The sequence below is a fragment of the Hymenobacter ruber genome (assembly GCF_054783255.1).
In genome coordinates, this window is the sequence record NZ_BAAGQX010000003.1 from 54290 (window position 1) to 76376 (window position 22087).

11 protein-coding genes are annotated in these 22087 nt (G+C 61.4%); 2 read left to right on the plus strand and 9 right to left on the minus strand.

Features of this window, described 5'->3' with window-relative positions:
• Positions 1-59 precede the first annotated feature (59 nt).
• The 9 genes from ACYVM5_RS07360 to ACYVM5_RS07400 all read right to left on the minus strand — a co-directional run bounded on the left by ACYVM5_RS07360 (position 60) and on the right by ACYVM5_RS07400 (position 16505).
• The gene (locus ACYVM5_RS07360) at positions 60-1880 is read right to left on the minus strand and encodes a RagB/SusD family nutrient uptake outer membrane protein (RefSeq protein WP_460617494.1); all 1821 of its coding nucleotides are present in this window, start codon (positions 1878-1880) and stop codon (positions 60-62) included.
• 30 nt (positions 1881-1910) lie between these two features.
• Entirely contained in the window at positions 1911-5195 is a 3285-nt protein-coding gene (locus ACYVM5_RS07365; protein ID WP_460617495.1) for a SusC/RagA family TonB-linked outer membrane protein, read from the minus strand.
• 42 nt (positions 5196-5237) lie between these two features.
• Positions 5238-6068: a 5-dehydro-4-deoxy-D-glucuronate isomerase gene (gene kduI, locus ACYVM5_RS07370; protein WP_460617496.1), complete on the minus strand. Its 831-nt coding sequence runs from the start codon at positions 6066-6068 to the stop codon at positions 5238-5240.
• Between the two features lie 95 nt (positions 6069-6163).
• Positions 6164-6934, minus strand: a complete 771-nt coding sequence (locus ACYVM5_RS07375; protein ID WP_460617497.1) for an SDR family oxidoreductase — start codon at positions 6932-6934, stop codon at positions 6164-6166.
• 414 nt (positions 6935-7348) lie between these two features.
• On the minus strand, positions 7349-8305 hold the full coding sequence (locus ACYVM5_RS07380; RefSeq protein ID WP_460617498.1) for a pectinesterase: 957 nt from the start codon (positions 8303-8305) through the stop codon (positions 7349-7351).
• A 65-nt stretch (positions 8306-8370) separates the two neighbouring features.
• A complete protein-coding gene (locus ACYVM5_RS07385; protein ID WP_460617499.1) occupies positions 8371-10011 on the minus strand; it encodes a glycoside hydrolase family 43 protein in 1641 nt (546 codons plus the stop codon).
• Positions 10012-10119: 108 nt separating this feature from the next.
• Positions 10120-11811 carry a sodium/sugar symporter gene (locus ACYVM5_RS07390; protein ID WP_460617500.1) on the minus strand — a complete coding sequence of 564 codons (1692 nt, stop codon included), beginning with the start codon at positions 11809-11811 and terminating at the stop codon, positions 10120-10122.
• 285 nt (positions 11812-12096) lie between these two features.
• Complete coding sequence (locus ACYVM5_RS07395) at positions 12097-14013, minus strand: glycoside hydrolase family 88 protein (RefSeq protein ID WP_460617501.1); 1917 nt, start codon at positions 14011-14013, stop codon at positions 12097-12099.
• Between the two features lie 128 nt (positions 14014-14141).
• Positions 14142-16505: a glycosyl hydrolase family 28 protein gene (locus ACYVM5_RS07400; RefSeq protein ID WP_460617502.1), complete on the minus strand. Its 2364-nt coding sequence runs from the start codon at positions 16503-16505 to the stop codon at positions 14142-14144.
• Positions 16506-16905: 400 nt separating this feature from the next.
• On the opposite strand from ACYVM5_RS07400, the gene ACYVM5_RS07405 reads away from it, so the two are divergent.
• Positions 16906-17928 carry a T9SS type A sorting domain-containing protein gene (locus ACYVM5_RS07405; RefSeq protein ID WP_460617503.1) on the plus strand — a complete coding sequence of 341 codons (1023 nt, stop codon included), beginning with the start codon at positions 16906-16908 and terminating at the stop codon, positions 17926-17928.
• 349 nt (positions 17929-18277) lie between these two features.
• Entirely contained in the window at positions 18278-21988 is a 3711-nt protein-coding gene (locus ACYVM5_RS07410) for a beta strand repeat-containing protein (protein WP_460617504.1), read from the plus strand.
• The last annotated feature ends 99 nt before the right edge of the window (positions 21989-22087 follow it).

Sequence of the window (22087 nt, forward strand, 5' to 3'; positions counted from 1 at the left end):
GCAGCCCCGGTAATCAATTGTGGTTATCGTGTTCGGGAAACCCGTCCGGCGGCCACCGGCTAGTAGCCGAAGTTTTGGCGCAGGCTGGGGGTCGCGTCGATGGCTTTCTGCGGAATGGGCAGCAGCTCTTTGCCTTTGCCGGGCACGTATTCGGCAGCCAGGCCGGTACCGGCCGGTCCGCTCACGCCGAGGGCCGTCATGGCGGTGCTCACGGCCCAGTTCACGCGGGTGGTGCCGGTGGGCGCGGTGGCCGGCGCGGGCCGGTAGAATGAGTTGGCCCACTGCACCTCGCCGCTCACCGTTTTGTAGTACATGCCCGTGGGCGGCAGCAGGTCGCCGTAAATGGTCGGAATGGACAGGCCATTGGCCATTTTGTTAATGTTGTTCCGGGCTTCGATGATTTTGGTGCCCAGCAGGCCCCAGCGCAGCAGGTCGTACTTGCGGATGCCCTCGCCGCCGAATTCCACCAGCCGCTCGTTCTGAAGCGCGGTGCGGAAGGCCGTAGCCGTGCTCAAATTCAGGTTGCGGGCGGCATTAGCGGCATTGCCTCCAAAGCCCCGGCGGCGCACGCTCATCAGGGCGTTGACGGCGGCCGTGGTGGGGCCATTCAGCTCGTTTTCCGTTTCGGCAAACATCAGCACCACATCCGAGAAGCGAATGAGCGGCCAGTTGTAGCCCAGGTAGTTACCCCCACCGGGCACGGGCGGGCTGTGCCAATCGCGGCGAAACTTACCGTCGGTGACCTTGTTCAGCGGCACGCCAATTTTGGAGTCGCTGGGGCCGCCCGTGGCCGTGATGCGCGAGTAGGCCGTGAGGGTGATGTCGCGACGCAGGTCGGTCGAGTCGAACGCGTAGAAGTAAGGCGGCGTGATGGTGATGGCGCCGCTGGACGTGCCGTAGGTAGGCGAGCTCAGCAGGGGGCCGTTGTAGTAGCCCAGCTTGCTGTCCGAAGCTGCGCTCGAGGTGCCGGTGCCGTGGGCCACTTCCAGCATCAGCTCGTGCGTGGCGTCGGCCTGCAGGTGGTTGATGCTGAGAAAAATATCCGAGTAGCTGGGATTGAGGCTGTGCTCGCCAACGTGCTTGGCATCCATCAGCTCCTGGCAGATGTCGTGCGCCAGCTGCAGGTAAGTACGGTAGTCGGCGGCGCGCTCGTTTTCGTGGTCGCCTTTGGGGTAGTAGCCGCCGCGGGCCAGGGCCAGGCGGGCGCGCAGGGCCATCACGCCGCCGCGGGTAAATCGCTCCCGCTCCGGCGTACCGGCCGAGCGCCACAGTACCAGCTTGCTAGCCTGTTTCAGGTCTTCGAGGAGCTTGTCGTAGGTGGCGTTGCGGTCTTCGTTCGGAAATTCCTTGCCCACGATGGAAGGCTCGCGCGGAGCCGGCACGTCGCCCCAGTTCCGAATCAGCTCGTGCATGAACTGGGCCCGCAGGGCCAGCACCTCGCCGTGCAGGTGGTGCAGGGCGGCTGAGTCGGTGCCGCTGGTGTATTGCGGCATCTGCGGGATGTACTTGATGCAGATGTTGGCCCGCTCCACGCCCTTGTAGAGCGCATTCCAACCGTTTTCCACTTCAGCGTCGGTCGAAGTTTCGGCGTAGCGGCCAATGGCCCGACGGCCGGCCTGGCTGGCGCCGGCTTGTCCGATAAGCTCATCGGTATCGTAAGGATAATACAGCGCCACGGTCTTGCCGTAGGTGTCATCGCCCGAGAGCAGGTCGTATACGCCCGTGACGGCGCCGGTGGCCCCGCTGAGCGAGCCAAACGTGGCCTCCGTGGTGTTGTACGCCACGGGGTCGACTTCGAGGTAGTCTTTGCAAGACCATAGGCCGGCCGTGCTGCACACCATCGTCAGGGCAATGGCAGAGCGAAGAATGGAAATTTTCATATGGATAACCGGTGGGCGGATTATGTATGATTAGAGGGAGAGGTTGACGCCGAACAGGAAGCCCCGGCTACGGGGATAGGCGGCGTAGTCGACACCCGGCGTGAGCGGGCTGGTAGCACCCTGGCGGGTGTTGGCCTCGGGGTCGTAGCCCGAGTACTTTGTGAAGACGTACAGGTTGTTGAGTGTCACGTAGAAGCGGAGCTGCGTGAGCTTGGCGCGCGAAATCAGCGCTTTGGGCATGGTGTAGCCCAGGGTGATGTTGTTGACGCGCAGGAACGAGCCATCCTCGATGGCCCAGGAGCTCACGAAGTTTTTGCGCGTGGGCGTCCAGATGCTGGCGTTCTGGTTCAGGTTGCGCGAGGCATCCATATCGGTGATGGCCACTCCGTTGTCATCGATGGTGCGGAAGCGGCCGTTCATCGTCGAGAGCAGGTTGGCGTAAGCGTAGCGGGCCGTCGTAAACTCAATCTTGTTGGCGTTGTACACCTGGTTTCCGTACACGAAATTCAGGAACACGCTGGCATCGAAGTTCTTGTAGGTGAACTGCTGGTTCAGGCCGCCCACCAGCTTGGGGTTGGCATTGCCGATAACCGTGCGGTCGGCTTCGGTGATAACGCCGTCGCCGTTCAGGTCCTGCAGGCGGATGGTACCGGGAGCGAGGTTGTTGCCGGTCGTGCTGGCATCGTCTACCAGGCCGGGCTTGGGCGTCCAGCGACCAGTGCTGGCATTGTAGCCGGTGAAGTCGTCGGCGGTCAGGAAGCCTTTGCCGTTCTTGCCGTTGTCAGTGCCGTAGTCAACCACATAGCCGTACATCTGGCCCACGGGGCTGCCCACCTGGGTGAAAAAGTCCGAAGAAATGTCGCTGCTGGCCCAGCCTGAGCTGGAAATGATGCTCTGGGCCGCCCCCAGGCTCTCAATCCGGCCGCGGTTCATGGCGGCATTGGCGTTGGCCGACCACGTGAAATCCGGGGTCTGAATGATGTTGCCCGAGAGCTGCAATTCAACGCCGCGGTTGGTGGTCGAACCGATGTTGCGGGTTTGGGAAGTGTAGCCCGAAACCGAGGAGATGGGCACGTCCACCAGCAGGTCGTGGGTGGTGTTGTAGTACACGTCAGCCGTCAGCTGCACGCGGTTATTGAACATGGCCAAATCCACGCCCAAGTTGCGCGAAGTAGTGGATTCCCACTTCAGGTTGGGGTTGGGCAGGCGGGTCGAGGCGGCCCCGTTGTAGGAGATGTCGTTGAACGCGTACTGGCTGTTGCCGGTCTGGTAAAGCTGCGAGTACAGGAAATTCTGGATGCGGTTGTTGCCGGCCTCGCCGTAGCTGAGGCGCAGCTTCAGGTCCGAAACCTGGCTGATATCCTTCATGAAGGCTTCGCGCGAGATGCGCCAGGCCACCGAAGCGGCCGGGAAGTAGCCCACCCGGTTGTTTGCCCCAAACTTGGAGGAGCCGTCGGCGCGCAGCGTAGCTGTTACTAGGTACTTTTCGTCAAAATTGTAGTTCAGACGGCCAAAGCCCGACAGCAGACGGTATTCGTCGCGGTCCGTGGTCGGCGCGGGCTGGGCAAACGTGCCGCCGGCGGGCAGTACGCCTTGGTTAATGTTGGCAATGGCCTGCTCGGGGGTAATCTCCTTGGGCAGGTACTTGGTCTGGATGTTCTGGGAAGTCGTCAACTGCTGGTACACTTCCTGGCCTACCAAAGCATCAATGCTGTGCTTGCCGGTCTTGAAGTTGTAGCTCAGCACGTTCGAGTTGTTGATGCTCGTGGTCATGCCGGTTGCCACGTTGGCAAAGGGCTGCAGGTTGAAGTTGCCGGCGGGCTGGCGCAGCGTGGGCGAGTACGGGCCGTAGAAAGATTCGAGGCTCGAATTCGTGATGTCGATGCCGCCCGTGGAGCGGAAAGTCAGGTTTTTGATGATGATAAAGCTGGCGTTGCCGGCCAGGTTCAGCACCTTGCGGCGGTTGCGGCGGTAGTCGTTGTCGATGGCCACCAGCGGATTCACCAAGTTGCTATTGGTCACGAAGTCTTCGTCGAACGCATTGGGGTCCGACGAGCTCAGGTTGGGCAAGTTCAGCGGCGCGTACAGCACCGTGTTGCGCAAGCGGGTGTTGATGGACGACGTAGAAACGCCCGTAGGCGTAGTGCCGTTGGTCGAAGTGCCCGCGCCCTCAATCACCTGGTCGTTGTAGCGCACGTTGAAGCCCAAGCGGAATTTCTCCGACGCCTTGGTGTCGAAGCGGAAGTTCAGCAGGTTGCGCACGTAGCCCGAGCTCACCTGAATGCCGTCCTCCTGGTTATTGGTCAGGCTCAGCGAATAGGTAGTGCCTTTGGTACCACCGGCCACCGAGATGTTATGCGTCTGCATCAGCGCCTTGCGGCCGAATACCTGGTTCTGCCAGTCGATGTTGGGCATGTTGCGCAGGTTTTGCAGCGTATCGCTGCGGAAGCGCGTGGTGCCAAACCGCGACTTGAACGCCGACAGCCCCGTTGCGCCCAGCGAAGTAGCCCGCTCAAACTGATAATCCACAAACTGGCTGGGGTTCATCACGTCCAGCTTCTTGGCTAGGGCGCGCACGCCCACGAAGCCGTTGTAGCTCACCACCGTCTTGCCTTCGCGGCCGGCTTTGGTGGTAATGATAACCACGCCGTTGGCACCGCGCGCACCGTAGATGGCGGTGGCCGAAGCATCCTTTAGCACGTCAACCGACTGAATGTCCTGCGGCGCAATCACGGCCAGGGCGTTTTCTACCTGCACCCCGTCCACCACGTACAGCGGCGAGTTGTCCTGGGTCACGGAGCCACCGCCCCGCACGCGCACCACCACGTTGGCGCCGGGCGAGCCTTCCGAAGAAGTGAGCTGCACCCCGGCGAGGCGGCCGGCCAGGGCCTCCGCGGCCGAGTTTACCGGAATATCCTTAATCTGCTGGGCGCTGACGGACGACACCGAGCCGGTCACGTCGCGCCGCTGCACGGCCTGGTAGCCAATCACCACCACATCTTCCAGCTGCTTGCTGTCCGAAGCCAGCGACACGTTGATGGTCGACTGGTCGCCCACGGTCACTTCTTTCGACACGTAGCCCACGTAGCTGAAGCGCAGCTTGGCACCACTGCTCCCGGCGGGCAGCGTGATGCTGTACTCGCCGTTGATGCCCGTCGAAGCACCGTTGGTGGTGCCTTCTACCAGCACCGTCACGCCCGGCAGGGTTTCCCCGTCGGCCGCTTTCACAACGCCCTGAACCTGGCGGCTTTGCGCCGCTGCCAGCCCGATGCTCCCCAGGAGCAGCAGCCAGAGCAGGAGAAGATGTTTTTTCATCAGATAAAAAATTTGGGTGGGAGTTTTTTATTAATCAGTTGGTTAGCGCAGCGTGTCGAGGGGCACGGCGTCCATGTCGGTGTATTCGCGGTTCTCGCCGGCCATGCCCCAGATGAAGGCGTAGTTGCTGGTGCCGCAGCCGGTGTGGATGGACCACGGCGGCGAGAGAATGGCCTGCTCGTTGCTCACCCACAGGGGGCGGGTTTCGGTGGGCTCGCCCAGCAGATGCAGCACGCGCTGGCCTTGGGGCATGTTGAAGTAGAGGTAAGCCTCCATGCGCCGGTCGTGGGTGTGCGAGGGCATGGTGTTCCACACCGAGCCGGCTTTGAGCTGCGTCAGGCCCATCACCAGCTGGCAGCTCTGGATGCCTTCCTGGTAGATGTATTTATAGATGGTGCGCTCGTTGGCCGTTTCCATCGCGCCCATTTGCACCGGTGTGGCTTCGGCCTGCGTGCGGCGGGCGGTGGGGTGCACCGCGTGGGCCGGGGCCGAAAGCAGGTAAAACTTGGCTGGATTGGCCGCGTCGGCGCTGGCGAAGGCTACTTCCTTGCTGCCCATACCCACGTAGAGGCAGTCCTGGTTGCCCAACTCGTACACGGTGCCGTCTACCGTCACGGTGCCGGCTCCGCCCACGTTGAGGGCGCCCAGCTCGCGGCGCTCCAGGAAGAAGTTCGCCTTCAGCGATTCCGGGCAGGGCAGCGTCAGCGCGGCCGCAGTGGGCTGCGCGCCGCCCACAATCATGCGGTCGTAGTGCGTGTAGGTCAGCTCGATTTCGCCGGCCGTGAAGATGGTTGAAATCAGGAAATGCTCCCGGATGCCGCTTGTGTTGAGCGTGGCAGTTTCGCGGGGGCCAATGGCAAAGCGCTGAGTCATGGTTCAGTTAGCAGTTAGCAGTGAATAGTTAGCAGTTTTTCAGAAGGCAATCGAACAAAGTTCTTCACTGCCCACTGATAACTGTAAACTGATTTTTACCGCCCCATCCAGCCGCCGTCGACGGTGAGGATGGTGCCGTGCACGTAGTCCGAGGCGGCCGAGGCCAGGAACACGGCGGGGCCGGCGTAGTCGGTGGGCAGGGCCCAGCGGCCGGCCGGAATGCGTGCGAGGATGGCGGCGCTGCGCTCTTCGTCCTGGCGCAAGGCGGCGGTGTTGTCGGTGGCCACGTAGCCGGGCGCAATGGCGTTCACGTTCACGCCCCGGCCGGCCCACTCGTTGGCCAGCGCTTTCACCAGGCTGCCCACGCCGCCTTTGCTGGCCGCGTAGCTGGGCACGTTGATGCCGCCCTGGAAGGTGAGCAACGACGCCGTAAAGACGATTTTGCCGCTGCCATTTTTCAGCATCTGGCCGCCAATGGCGCGGGCCAGCCGGAACGGCGCATCGAGGTTGATGCTCAGTACGGCGTCCCAGTCTTCGTCGGAGTGCTCGGCGGCGGGGGCGCGGCGGATAATGCCGGCGTTATTAAACAGAATGTCGATAACCGGAAAGTCGGCCTGCACTTCTTTGATAAAGCCCTGCAGCTCGTCCAGCTTGCCGAAATCGGCCTGGTAGCCGCGGTACTCACGGCCCAGGGCCTGCACAGCTACTTCGGTTTCGCCACCGGCAGGCATGTGGATGGATACGCCGATGATATCAGCGCCCGCCTCGGCCAAACCGAGGGCAATGGCCTGCCCGATACCCCGGTCGCAACCCGTGACGAGGGCCCGCTTGCCGGCTAAGCTAAATGCAGAAGAAAATGCGGTCATAAAAGGGACGATGTTGAGACGATAAAGCAGCGCAGACCCACTCAAAAATACAGTTGGAGCCGGTCCTGCTTCTTAAAGGTTTGGTGAAGCCTTTGCCAAAAGCAAGAGTTGGACAATATTTTTTTGTGCAATCGTTGCCGGGAACGATGCCATGTGCCACTCCCCTGCCCATACCGTCGTCTGAAATTGCTTCAGAACCCGAAAAACCAATAAAATGGGCTTGATTCCTCCACCCCTTATGAGCGGAACCCTTTATTGAACTTTAACAAGAAATCAGACTTTCGTAAAGCCCATTGGCTTTTCCATCGAATCCATGTTTTTCATCAATCCCAAGGCAAGAAAAAGCCCCGGGAGCCAGCCGCTTTGACGCAACCAGACTCCCGGGGATGCCGGTAAAAAACCGCTAAAAGGGGCTTATTGCGGCACGCTTGGCACCCAGCCGCCCAGCACGGCTTCGCGGGTGTAGAAAGCGGCCTGCTGCGGCGTGAGTTGGTGCGACCACAGGATGCGGGCCTTGGGCGCGGCCCCGGGGCCGATGGATTTAAACTCGCCAAAAAAGGCGTCCTGCTTGTTGCTTTCCTTGCCCCAGTGGTCCCAGCCTTTGGGCGTGATGAGGTTGCTCAGCTCGCAGTTGAGCAGCACGGTTTTGGCGGCGGGTTTCCAGGGGCGGGCGATGAAAAGGGAGCCGGGCGTGCCTTCGCCCACAATCTTACAGCGCTGCAGCACGAAGCCGTAGCGGATGCTGTCGGGCGTGGAGGGGGCCATGATGACGGTGCCGCCCGCCTTGCAAAACAGCGTGCAATCCTCAAACCAGGCCGTGGCCGAACCCAGGATAAAATCGGTGGTGCCTTCGATGTAGCAGTTCTTGTAGTACTGCCGGCTGCCGTAGCCGTAAGGGTACAGCGTGTCGCGGAAGCCCAGGAAACGGCAGTTTTCGAACTGGGCTTTGTCGCCGTACACCCACATGGCCGGGCCCTGGCCCACGGTGCCGGCCGTATTTTCGAAGGTGAGGTTGGCGGCCGAAAAATCATTGCCGAAGACCCGGAAGCTGGCCGCTTCGGATGTACCCAGGGGCTCGCCGTTGGCGGGGGTGCGGCCGTTGTAGTCGTCGTAGGTGAGCACGGTGGTGTTCACTTCCTCGCCCACCAGGCGCACCAGGTTCTGTTTTTTGGCCAGATTGAGCTTCTCTTTGTAAACGCCCTTGCGGATAAAGATGGTGATGGGCGTGGTGTTGTTTTTAGGCACTGCATCGAGGGCGGCCTGAACTGTATGGTAGGCGCCACTACCATCCTGTGCTACTACGAATTGCTTGGTTTGAGCGAAACTAGATAAGCTCAGCAATAACAATGAGAAGAGGAAAAGTGTGCGCATGGGTAGGGGTGGGAGTTGGGGAGAAAGAAGCGCCGGCGCGGTCAGCGCTTCCGGACCCTGCTAATTTATGGGGTTATTCTCCACCAGTCCAAATCAGCAGCCCCCGAATCATTGTTCTTGCCTATTCGACTACAAAACAATCCTATTTTAGCTCCAATCCATTTTCCTTCCCGTGCCTGGAAGCTGGCTCCGACGGGTTTGAACTCCCGACCGTCGAGACTGTAGCTGAACTGGCACCGCGCGCCAGCCGCCACCTGCACCCGCAAATAGACGGGGCCGGCGGCCGGCACCAGGCTGATGGGTGGCGAGCCCGCTTCGAGCGTGAGCTTGTCGGCATCGTGGCAGGTGGTTTGGGCAATCTGCCACTGGCCGCCCTGGTTGGTGATGGCCAGGTAAGCGTAATCCAGCCCCATCACGATGAGGCCAACCCGCTCGCCCTCGGTGCGCGGCGTGAAGGTGAGCTTGGTGGTGGCCGTGAACACCTCGGCGGGCAGTTTTTGCAGCAGCAGGCTGGGCACCTGCCAGAAGTTCTTGAAATCGGTGGGCAGCGGTTGGGCGTAGAGGCGCAGGAAGCCCAGCGGGCCGTTGGGGTAGGCCCAGCCCATTTGGGGGTTGGCGTGCCACTGCCACTGCAGGCCCAACATATTGCTGCTGAACTCGTCGGAAGTGGCGGGCGTGGCCAGCGGCTGGGCGGGGCCGGGCACGCGGGGCTTGCGGTAGGTGAGCACGGGCTGGCCCTTGCCGTCGCCATCGGCATCGGTGCCGATGACGGGCCAGTCGTTTTTCCAAACCATGGGCTCCAGGTGCACCACGCGGCCGTAGGCCCCCTGGTCCTGGAAGTGCAGAAACCAGTCTTCTTTACCGTCCGGGGTGTCGACCCAGGCGCCCTGGTGGGGGCCATTGGTGGGGGTTTTGCCCTGGTCCATCACAATCCGGTCTTCGTAGGGACCGAAGACGTGGCGGGAGCGTAGCACGGTTTGCCAGCCGGTGGGCACGCCGCCGCCAGGCGCAAAAATGTAGTAGTAGCCGTGGCGCTTGTAAAACTTCGGGCCTTCGATGGTGGGGTGTTTGGCGTGGCCGTCAAAGACCAGCGCATCTTCGCCCACCACTTTCAGCCCATCGGCGCTGAGGCGCGATACGGCGATGATGCTTTTGAAGCCGGCGCGGCTGCCCGCGAAGGCGTGCACGAGGTAGGCCTGGCCGTCCTCATCCCAGAGTGGGCAGGGGTCAATCCAGCCCCGGGCCTCCTTGATGAGGCGGGGCGTTTCCCAGGGGCCAGCGGGGTTGCTGGCCCGCGTCACGTAGATGCCGCGGTCGGGGTCAGGATAATAGATGTAGAACTGCTTGTTGTGGTAGCGAATGGCGGGGGCCCACACGCCGTTGCCGTGCTGCGGCAGCCGGAACTCGGCCACCGGCGGCTGCTCCCGAAACACGGCCCCGATAATGGACCAGTTCACCAAGTCCTTCGAGTGCAGGATTTGCAGGCCCGGCACGCAGTTGAAGCTCGATGAAACCAGGTAGTAATCGGTGCCGACGCGTACCACGTCGGGGTCCGAATAATCGGCGTAAAGCACCGGGTTTTTGTATGTGCCGTTGCCCAGGTCGGGCACCCAGACCTGCGACAGGGTGGACTGGGCAGTGGCTTTAAGCCCGAAGCCAGCAGCTAATGCTACGACAAGCAGCAGCCGAGAAAGGAAGTTTCGCATAAGTGCTACAAAACAAAACCCGTCGGCCGGGGCCGACGGGCATATGACAATAACCTATTTCAACGTAGCCCAACTGTCGTTTCAGTGTGCTGCGGAAACACCGACAGGCTACCAGTAAATGGTGTACAGTGTGGTGAGGATGACCAGAATAACGGCCGTCCCGATAGCAAAGCTGGGCTGCGGCTTGAACATGCTGCGGTCGACTTCCAGCCCGTTGGTTTTCACACCACGGCTGGCTTCGTACAGGCTGATAATGACCATCCCAATCACGCAGAAGAGGAACACGAAACCCATCCGGTCGAGGAAAGGGATTTCGTAGACACCGGCAGCATTTTTGACGGCGAAGCCGAACGGCGAGAGGAACGACAGGTCCATCATGCCGGGCAGGAACTTGAGGAAAATCGAGAGCAGGAAGCCGCCGATGGTAGCAAACAGCGCCGCGCTCGACGTCGTTTTCTTCCAGAAGAAACCCAGGATAAACATGGCAAAAATGCCCGGCGACACAAAGCCCGTGTACTCCTGAATGTACTGGAACCCCCCTTTTTTGTCGATGCCCAGGTGCGGCGCGATGAGTACGCCCAGAATCATGGCCACCACCACGGCAATTTTGCCGGTGCTCACCAGCGTCTTTTCGGAGGCTTCGGGGTTGATGATTTTCTTGTAAACGTCGAGGGTGAAAATGGTGGCGATGGAGTTGGCTTTGCCCGCCAGCGAGGCCACCACGGCGGCCGTGAGGGCGGCGAAGGACAGGCCCTTCAGGCCCACGGGCAGGATGTTGAGCAGCACCGGGTAGGCGCGGTCGGGGTTCAGCTCGCCGCCCGATACCATGGCCTTGCCAAATTCGCCGAAGATGTCCTGCTTGTAGAGCACGTAGGCCGCAATGCCGGGCAGCACCACAATCACGGGCATCAGCAATTTGAGGAAGGCGGCGAACAGGATGCCGGCACGGGCCGTAGGCAAATCAGCTCCGAGGGCGCGCTGGGTGATGTATTGGTTGCAGCCCCAGTAATTCAGGTTCACAATCCACATACCCCCGATGAGAACCGTAAGGCCCGGCAAGTCCATGTAGTTTTCGTTGTCGCGCTTGAAAATCATTTGGAAGTGGTCGCCGGCGTGCTGCGTCATCATGTTGAAGCCGTTGAGGACGCCTGAGGTGCCGTAGTGCTCCGCTACCAGGTTCAGGGCCAAGTAGGTGGTAGCCAAGCCGCCGAGAATCAGGAAGAACACCTGAATAACGTCGGTGAAGCCAATCACCTTCATGCCGCCCAGCGTGATGACGACTGCGAAACCGGCCAGCATGTACATACAGAACGTGAGGTTCAGGCCGGCGATGCTGCTGATGGCAATGGCCCCGAGGTAGAGAATCGAGGTCAGGTTGACCACAATGTAGAGCGCCAGCCAGAAGAGGGCCATAATCATGGCCACCGTGCTGTTGTAGCGCTGGCTCAGGAATTGGGGCATCGTGGCGATGTTGTTCTTCAGGTAAACCGGGATGAAGAACACGGCCACGACCACCAGCGTAATGGCGGCCATCCACTCATAAGTGGCGATAGCGAGGCCCATCTTGAAGCCTGAGCCCGACATACCCACAAACTGCTCGGCCGAGATGTTGGAGGCGATGAGTGAGGAGCCGATGGCCCACCACGTCAGCGAACCTTCGGCAAGGAAGTAGTCCTTGGAATCGCCTTCGATGGTGCCGTCGTGGCCGGTTTTGCGCCGATAAATCCAGATGCCGTAGCTGGATACGATGATGAAGTAGACGAAGAAAACGATGTAATCAATCGTAGCGAGCTGGTTCATTGAACGAGGACTGGAAATTTGCAGCAGCGCGACTACCCGCACCGGCGGGCGCAGCGTGGCGAGGCTATGGTAAAGTAATGTTCCGGCAAAAAAACCGCTTCTGAAAGTATTTTCTCAAATAAATGCCTAGGAGCAGCGCCAAGGCTACACAATCGGTTGTGTAAAGTATTTACAGGTTGCGTTTTGCCACGGTGCGTGCGGCTATCGGTGCCGGTGGGGCACTCAACAAAAAAGACCGGGCAGGCCCAGTCTTTTTTGTTGGTATTTAACTAGGTGGTAATCTGCTTACTTGCCCAGCAACCAGGTGGCCAAGTTCTTTCCGGCCTGGAAATTCTCGAATGAAGCCGGGATTTTGCGGCCGTCGGTGTACTCGTTGTACAGCCACGGGTCGCCGAGGACGAAGACTTTGCCCTTGCCCAAGCGGGCCGTGGCCATGATGACCTTGCCGTTGTTGGTGACCAGCGGCTGGGCCGGGGCCGCCACCGACAGCACCGAAAGCTCCTTGACGTAGGCCGCAGTGGCATTTTTGAACACGGCTTTGCCGGAGGTCAAATCCACTTTGCCCTGTTCGAACTGCGAGCCCTGCACCATGTTCACGCTCTGGTTGGTGAACTGCACGCCGAAGTTTTTGGCCAGCTCGTTGAAGTGCTTGATTTCGCAGTTGGCGGTGTCGTTGGCGAGGAGCACGAGGGTGCCGCCGCCTTTCACCCATTCAGTGATGGCCTTGCTGTCGGCGGGCTGCACGTAGTTGGGCTTCGGCGACTCCTTGCGCGAGTCCGGGTCGACGATGATGTACACGCTCAGGGGCTTGAGGCTGGCGGCGGTAGGAGCCGCGGGCACAGCTACCGTCTTAGCGCCCAGCTCGCGGAACTGGTTGCCCCACAGCCAAAAGCCGCCGTGGGTGCGCTCCTCCCAGGTGTAGTGCCACTGCTCCTGCTCGCCCGTCACGGGGCTTTTGCGCATCTCGTGGTTGAAGTAATAGTCCAGGCCCACGGTTTTGCCCTGGCCGAGCTTGTCTTCGGCCGCAATTTCCATCTCCGTGCTGGCCAGAATGAAGGGGCCGACGCCCTTCAAATCGTTCTTGCGCAGCGGCTCGGTGAGGTAGTATTCAAACGAACCGTCGCGGTAGGGCTTGCCGCCCAGCCCGCCCACGCTCACCGTACCGTTGAAAGCCAGCGCGCCGCTGGGCTCGGTTTCCACGAAGGTTTTCAGCAGGCCGTCGTAGCCCTTCTTAGCCACTTCGGCGTATTTTTTATCGAGGTAGCCCAGCCGCACGCCCTTAGCCAGCGCGTAGACGAACATGCTGCTGCCGGAGGCTTCGGCGTAGTTGCCCTTGCGGCCTTCCTGGCCCATCACGAGGCTCCAGGTGCCGGTTTTGGGGTCCTGGTACTTGGCCAGCGCGGGGGCCAAGCGTTGCAGGGCCTTGATGAGCATGGGCCGCTGCGGGTGGTTGGCGGGGAAATAGTCGAGCACGTCGACCAGCGCCATGCCGTACCAGCCAATGCCGCGGTCCCAGAAGTTGGGGCTCTGGCCGGTGGTTTTATTGGCCCAGGCTTGCTCCTTGCTTTCGTCGTAGCCGTGGTAGAGCAAGCCGGTTTTGGGGTCCACCAAATGCTTTTCGATGAGGGCAAACTGCTTGGCCACGTCATCAAAGCCGGCGGCTTGGTTGAAAACCTGGCTGTAGTTGGCGTAGAACGGCTCGGCCATGTACAGGCCATCGAGCCACATCTGGTTGGTGTAGATTTTCTTGTGCCAGAAGCCGCCTTCCTTAGTGCGCGGCTGGCCGTCGAGCTGCTTGCGCAGGTACTGCACCGCCTTGATGTACTTCTCATTACCGGGCACCGACATCTGGCTCAGCAGCAGCAAGGCGCGGCCGGTGGCCATGTTATCGAGGTTGAAATCCTCCTGCTTGTACCGGATGATGCTACCATCGGCCTGCACCGAGTAGTCGAGGTTTTTCTTGATGTAGCTGAAGTATTTGGCGTCGCCGGTGCGCTCCCAGATGCGCTCCATGGCGTACATCATCAAGCCCTGCTCGTAGCCCCAGCCGGCCATTTTGTTCTTGCCGATGACCATCGAATCGGGGTGCCAGGTCATGAAGGCATCGGCCATGCGCTGGGAGTAGGCGGCCGGCCGCGCCGTTTGGGCGGTGGCGGTTTCAGCTAACAGCGCCAGCAGTGGCAGAAGAATCTTTTTCATCATTTTGATTTTATGTCAAATAAGCTTTCCCGCAGTGTGCGCAGTGATAAAAATGCAGTGGTTCGCAGTGTCGTTCAACCGTCCACTGCGGAACACTGCATTTTTATCACTGCGCACACTGCGGGAAATAATTACCGCTGCGCGACACTGACCGTTTTCTTGGCCACTTTGTCGCCCAGTTGCACGTCCTTTTTCGCCAGCTTGGTGTTGGTATTCACCAGGCGAATATCCTTGCTGCGGTCGCCGGTCACGCGCAGGAGCAGCTCCGCACCGTTGGCGTAGCGGATGCCGTCGAGGGTGATGTTGCGGCTGTTCTGCACTTCCATCACAGGCGAGGTTTCGGTGGAGAGCAGCGTCACGTTTTTCAGGCGAATGTTCTCAGCTTCCTGGCACAGCAGGCCTTTTTTGCTTTCCAGCACCGCGTTTTCAATGCTGATGTCCTTGATGCTCATCTCGGGCAGGCCGCGCACCAGAATGCCCGTGGTGGCGCCCTTGCAGGTGATGTTGCGAATGCGGAAATTTTTGAACTGCGGCGTGCCTTCGTTCAGCGGCTTGGCGGCGATGACGGGCGGCGCGGTGCTTTCACCGGCCAGCGGCACGGGGTCTTTGGCCGCGTAGTACATATCGAACAGCACGGCCTCGCCGGCAATGTCGGTCATGTCCACGCCGTCCACGAAGATGTTCTCGACCACGCCGCCGCGGCCCCGAGCCGTTTTGAAGCGCAGGCCCACGTCGGTGCCGATGAAGGTGCAGTTGCTCACGTACATGTTGCGCACGCCGCCCGACATCTCGGAGCCAATCACGAAGCCGCCGTGGGCATGGTACACCTTGCAGTCGCGAATGATGAAGTTTTCGGTGGGCACGCCGCGCTTACGGCCTTCCTCGTCGCGGCCCGATTTGATGCACAGGCCGTCGTCGCCCACATCAAACGTGCAGCCTTCCACCAGGCCGTTGCGGCAGGATTCGAGGTCAATAGCGTCGGTGTTCTGGCCGTACCAGGGGTTGCGGGCCGTCACGTTGCGCACGGTGATGTCTTCGCACAGCAGCGGGTGGATAGTCCAAGCCGGCGAGTTCTGAATGGTGAAACTCTCCAGCAGCACCTGCTTGCAGCGCGTGAGGCTGAGCATGTTGGGCCGCAGGAAATCCCGGATATCATCAAAATCAGCCGGATTCAGGCTCTTGCGCGGGGTCCCGGCCGCCGCCAGCATATTGCCTTTCAGCGAAGCGGCCGAGGGGTACCAGTAGTCCTTCTTGTCATTGAGCACGCCGCCCGAGGCCACCAGCTTTTGCCACTGGCTCTCGTTGAGCTTGTTCTTTTTCACGGGCCGCCAGGCATCGCCCGCGCCGTCAAACGTGCCGTTGCCGGTGACGGCAATATTGGTCAGGTCCACGCCCGAAATCGGGGCCTGGCTGCGGATGGCCTCCTCCCCTTCCCAGGTGGTTTTGATGAGCGGGTACTGGCTGCGGTCGGCCGTGAACTGTACGAGCGCGCCGGTGGCCAGGTGCAGGTTCACATTGCTTTTCAACACGATGGGGCCGGTGAGCCACAGACCACGCGGCACCAGCACGGTGCCACCGCCCACGGCGCAGGCGTCAATGGCCTTGCGGAATGCTTCGGTATTCAGGGTCTGGCCGTCGGCCACCGCGCCGTATTTAGTCAGGTTGAAAGTATCCTTTTTAAAGGCAGTTTGCAGCACCACGGGCAGGTCGGCGGCCAGCTTGCCATCGAACGGAGTGTGGGCGAGGTGGCTGGCCAATGCGAGGTGCTGCGTTTGCACGTCTTCGGCCACAATCTGGGCCACACGGGTGGCGCCGTACTCCGAAAAATGGGTGTTATCGTTCTTGGCGGGCGGCACGGGGTTGGGCTGGTAGTAGCCATTCTGGTAGCTCCAGAACAGCGGGCGGGTGCCGGTTTCGCCCATGGCCGAGTACATGGCCCAGCTTTTTTCGTGCAGGTCAATGAGCGGCACTTTCTGGGTTTTGGCTACTTCGCGCACCACGCCGGGGTATTCGCCGTGGTCGTCCTTGCGCTTGCCGGCATCGTCGAAGTAGCGGCGGCCCACCGGCGTGAGCAGTACCGGGTTCGCGCCTTTGGCTTTGGCCTCCTGCACAAATTTGGTGAGGAGCTGGCGGTACAGCGTCTGGGCCGGAGCCGAGCGAGTGCTGTCCTCCACCTTCTCGTCGTTGTGGCCGAACTGGATGAACACCCAGTCGCCGGGCTTGAGGTCCTGTACCACTTTGGCCCAGCGGCCTTCGCGCAGGAAGCTTTTGGTGCTGCGGCCGTTCATGGCGGTGTTGCGGATAACCACGCCGCCGTCGAAATACTGGCCGAATTCCATGCCCCAGCCGCGCTCGGGCTTGCTGAGGTCGGCCTTATCGGCCATGGTGGAATCGCCGACCAGGAAAATCTGCGTTTTCGGGGCATCGGCCGGGCGAAAGGCTGCCGTGAGGCAGGTGCCCAGCCCGGCCAGCAGCGCGACCAAAGTTGATTTCATCGGAGCAAAGGAAAGAGTGACATGGGCCCAAAACAGGCCCCGCGGGCAGTATCGCCCTATACAATATTAGGCCCCTTCCCGACCGCTACTCCCCTGTTCTCACCCGCTCAAGCGCTTTTTTTTGCGCAATCGTTGCCGGGAACGTTCTCGCATCGGCCAATTCCAGCGAGTAAAAACCGCCTAGTCCAACCGCAACTTGGTTTAAAGCCGGTCGGCCTTCCTTCGCCGTCGTGGGTTGATAACGTTCCCGGCAACGATTGCGCAACTAAAGGCAGCCGGTTGCTTGTGTTTTACCTTATAAGTAACCAGCTTGCATCAACAAAAACCGTATTTTCAGCTCGAATTGAAGGCGGCTTGTACTTTGCTTTTGTATCCTTTCATTTTCACCTGCTCATTCAATATGAAAAATCTTTTACTCCCTGCCTTACTCCTGGCTGGCGGCCTTGGCCTGACGCAACAAGCAGCGGCTCAAACCACGCCGGTGTTCAAATTCTGGTCGCTGAAGGCCAATGCTCAGGATAGCGCAGCGCTCCGCTCGCCAAGCACCATGGCAGCCAGCAGCGTCACGCTGCGCAAGTTTGTGCTCTCAAACGGCACGGCAGCCGCGCCACCCAAGCCCTTTAGCTCGCTGTACGGCATGGCCTTCGCCCCCTCAGCCGATGGCGGCGGCTGGTCGACCACTGCTGGGGGTACTGGCAGCACGCTGCGCCGCTACTTCAGCGTGCAGGTGACGGCTACCGCACCGGCCGGCACCACGCTCCGCGCCGACTCCGTAGTAATGAACCTGGCCTTTCTGAGCACCACCAGCGGCACCAACGTAGGGGTTGTGTATTCGAAGAACGGCTTCACTTCCCCCGCTGATTCGACGGAAGCTACTGGTAGTGCCCGCACTCCCTCGGGCACCACTGTAGGAGCAGCCAACGGCACCACCCTTTTCAATACCTTCCAGGTAACACCTTCGATTGCGCTGCCCACCGGAGGCGCTGCGGCTACCCCCAACAACCTGCGCTACGCCATTCCGCTGAACGGCGCAACCGGCGTCACCATTGCCCCCGGCCAGACGCTGACCGTGCGCATTTACTTGAGCTGCAGCAGCAGCAGCGTCGGTCGTTATGCTTTGATGCGCAACCTGGCTCTCAAAAGCCAGCAAGTGGCCTTGTCCACTCGTGCAGGCTTGGCTAGCACCAGCTTGGCTGCCTACCCCAACCCCGTGCAGAATCGCCTGAACGTGCCCCACACCGCCGCCAGCCGCGATGCCCGCGTGACGGTATTTAGCACCACCGGAGCCCGCGTGGCCAGCTTTAGCGCCCAGCCCGGCACCACTGAAACGGCCGTGGACCTGAGCAGCCTGAGCCGCGGCCTCTATCTGGTAGAGTACGCCGACGGTGGCCAGCGCAGCAGCGCCCGCATCACCAAAGAATAGCACGCAACTGCTTCGGTATTGCAAAGCGTCTCCGGGTTGACTGGAGGCGCTTTTGCTTTTTGGGGCAAATGGCAATACTGCGACTATCGCTATTATCGCAACAACCTGTTAATCAAAGACTATAAAGCACAACCACCGCTTCCTGGCGTCATTACCGGGAACGATTGCACAAGTATTAGTCCGGCCTTTCTTTTTTTACGGCCTGATTATTTGATACTTCGCTGTTGTTTTACCTTTTCACTTCGTTTCCACCATTCAATTCCCACCGTACATGCTACAACAAATACCCGTTTCCACCAGGGCCAAAGCATCCCGCCGGGCTGGCTTTTTCCGCCGAGCTACTCCCCGGGTGCTCACCTGTCTTTCGCTCCTGCTGCCCGGCCTAGCGTGGGGTCAGGTTCAAACCCCCACTGCCATTACGCCCATCAGCTTGGGTACTACGGCCTACACGCAGGATTTTAACACCCTGGTCAATACGGGCACCGGCTCGACGGTGCCGGCGGGCTTCGGCTTTGTGGAAACCAATGTGGGCACCGGCACCACGGCCAACAACACGTACACGGCCATCACCATCACCTCCACGGGCTCGGGCAGCTCGGGCACCGGCGATACGTACAGCTACGGGAGCGGCACCACTGCCACCACCGACCGGGCTTTTGGCAGTGTGCGCAGCGGTAGCCTGGCTGCTCAGTTTGGCTTTGCTTTCACCAACACCACGGGCGCTACCGTCACCAGCTTGGCGGTGAGCTACACCGGCGAAACCTATCGGCTGGCAGGCTCAAACCCCGCCCGGGGCGCTTCCGACCGCCTCGACTTCCAGTACAGCACCGATGCCACATCCCTCACCACCGGCACTTTCACGGATGTGAATACCCTGGACTACGTGGGCCCGGTAAACAACGTGACCACCAGCACGGGATACGATGGCAACGACGCGGCCAACCGCACCGCCGTTACCGGCACCATTACGGGGCTGAGCATTCCGGCGGGGGCGACCTTCTACATTCGTTTCGTTGACTTTGATGTGAGCGGAGCTGATGACGGCCTGGCCATTGACGATTTCTCGGTAACGGCCTCTTCCGCCGTGGCGTGCAACGCCGCGTTCAGCTACAGCAATGCCTCGTACTGCGCCAGCGGCACCAACCCCACGCCGACGGTGACGGGTACCACTGGCGGCACGTTCTCTTCCACTGCAGGACTGACTATTGATGCTACGACCGGTACTATCACGCTCAGCAGCACCACGCCCGGCACCTACACCGTAACCTACACGGTAAGCGCCACTTGCAGCAGCACGGCTACCGTCTCGGTATCGGGTTCGCAGTCGGCTACCTTCAGCTACGGAGCCACGGCCTACTGCCGCACGGTGACGACCAGCCAGCCGGTGGTACTTGCCACGGGTAGCAGCGCCGGCACCTTCACTTCGACCACGGGTCTGACCATTGATGCCGCTACTGGCGCTATCACGCCCTCGACCTCTACGGCCGGCACCTACACAGTGACCAACACCGTAGCAGCTTCGGGCTCCTGCGCGGCGGCCACGGCTACCACCACGGTAACCATTACAGCTCAGCCAACGGCTAATATCGGCTACGGGGCGAGCAGCTACTGCACCACCACCACGGGCAGCGTGGTGCTGGGCATCGGCACGGGCAGCACGCTGGGCACCGTCACGGTGAACCCGGCCACGGGCCTGACCATCGCGGCCAACGGCGCCATCACGCCTTCAACTTCCACCCCCGGCACCTACTTCGTCACCAACACCGTGGCCGCCAGCGGCGGCTGCGCAGCCGTGACCGGCGGCACCACCGTCACCATCACCGCACCCCAGACGGCCGGCTTCAGCTACCCGACGGCTGCCTACTGCACCAGCGCAACAGGCACAGTGGCGGCCACCTTAGCCACGGGCGCTACGGCGGGCACTTTCAGCTCTACTACGGGCCTGACGTTGAATGCTACGACGGGGGCCATCACACCTTCTACTTCCACGGCCGGCACCTACACCGTAACCAATACGGTGGCGGCCAGCGGCGGCTGCGCGGCGGCTACCTCCACGGCTACCGTTACCATCAATACCGGGACTTCGGCAGCGTTTGCCTACAGTGGCTCGACGTTCTGCCTGAGCGGCACCAACCCTACGGCCACGGTAACGGGCACCACGGGGGGCACATTCTCATCGACCTCGGGCTTGGCCATTAATGCCACCACGGGCACCATCACGCTCAGCGGCAGCACGCCCGGCACCTACACCGTGACCTACAGTGTGGCCGGCACCTGCGCCAGCAGCAGCACCGCCACGGTCACGCTGACCAATGCGCCTTCAGCAACTTTCAGCTACCCCACGGCTTCGTATTGCACTTCGGGTACTACTGCTCCGGTGCCAACTTTCCCCACGGGCAGCAGCGCCGGCACGTTCACGTCCACGACGGGCCTCACGATTAACGCCACCACCGGGGCCATTACGCTGGCTTCGTCCACGCCCGGCACCTACACGGTGACCAACAGCATTGCGGCCGCTAATGGCTGCTCGGCTGCTACCGCTACTTCTACCGTAACTATTACGGCTCCGGCTACAACAGGCTTCAGCTACGCGGCCACGAGCTACTGTACTTCCGCTACGGGTGCCGTGGCGGTGAGCCTCGGCACGGGCAGCACGGCCGGCACTTTCACGTCGACCACCGGCCTCACGCTGAATGCCACGACGGGCGCGATTACGCCTTCCACTTCTACCCCTGGCACCTACACCGTAACCAACACGGTGGCCGCCAGCGGCGGCTGCGCGGCCGTGACCAGCACCGCTACCGTAACCATTACGGCGCCGGCCACGGCCAACATCGGCTACGGGGCCAGCAGCTACTGCACCACCACCACGGGCAGCGTGGCGCTGGGCATCGGCACGGGCAGCACGCTGGGCACCGTCACGGTGAACCCGGCCACGGGCCTGACCATCGCGGCCAACGGCGCCATCACGCCTTCGACTTCCACCCCCGGCACCTACTTCGTCACCAACACCGTGGCCGCCAGCGGCGGCTGCGCAGCCGTGACCGGCGGCACCACCGTCACCATCACCGCCCCGCAAACGGCTGGCTTCAGCTACGGCGCTACGCCCACTTTCTGCGTGAGCAGCACCACCAACCCCAGCCCCACGCTGAGCACGGGCGCTACGGCCGGCACCTTTAGCTCGACTACGGGCCTGAGCATTGCCGCCAATGGCACCATCACGCTTTCGACCTCCACGCCCGGCACCTACACGGTGACCAACACCGTGGCGGCCAGCGGCGGTTGCGCGGCCGTGACCAGCACCGCTACCGTAACCATTGCTCCGGTACCGTCGGCGGCCTTCACTTACGCCAACGCGGCTTACTGCGCCAATGCTACGGCCGCCACGCCCACCGTGACGGGCGCTACGGGCGGTACGTTCACGTCCACCACGGGCCTGACTATTAACGCCAGCACCGGGGCCATCACGCCCGCGACGTCCACGGCCGGCACCTACACCGTGATGTACACGGTGGCCGGCACCTGCTCGGCCAGCAGCACCCGCTCGGTGACGATAAACGCGGTGCCGGCTACGCCCACCATCACGGTTTCGGGCACGCCGGCCACGGGCATCACGCTCACGTCGAGCGCCACCACCGGTAACCAGTTCTACCTGAACAATGTGCTGATACCCGGCGCTACGGCCCAGACTTACCTCGTCAACTCCGGCACGCGCAACGGCTCCTACACCGTGACCACGACCAATGCCGCCGGCTGCACCTCTTCCTTCTCGGCTTCGACGACGGTAACCGTGACGGCCGCCCGTTCGGCTGCGAATGGCCCGGAGCTTAGCCTCTACCCCAACCCCACTACCGGCCTGCTGCAGGTAGCCCTCACGGCTCCCACCAAGGCGCTGGAACTGTCGGTGCTTAATGCCCTCGGGCAGCGAGTGCTGGTGCGGAATGTAGCCGCCGGCGACCAGCACGCGGTGCTCGACCTCACGGCGCTGCCCGCGGGCGTGTATGTGCTGCAAGGCCGCACGGCCGATGGCACCACCACGCGTCGCTTTGTGCGCGAATAGTCAGTCCGAAAAACATGAAAAAAGGCCTGCCGAATACGGCAGGCCTTTTTTGTTTTAGCCCAATTCGCACTAAGCATGTCAGTCGCCTGGTTTTGAGTA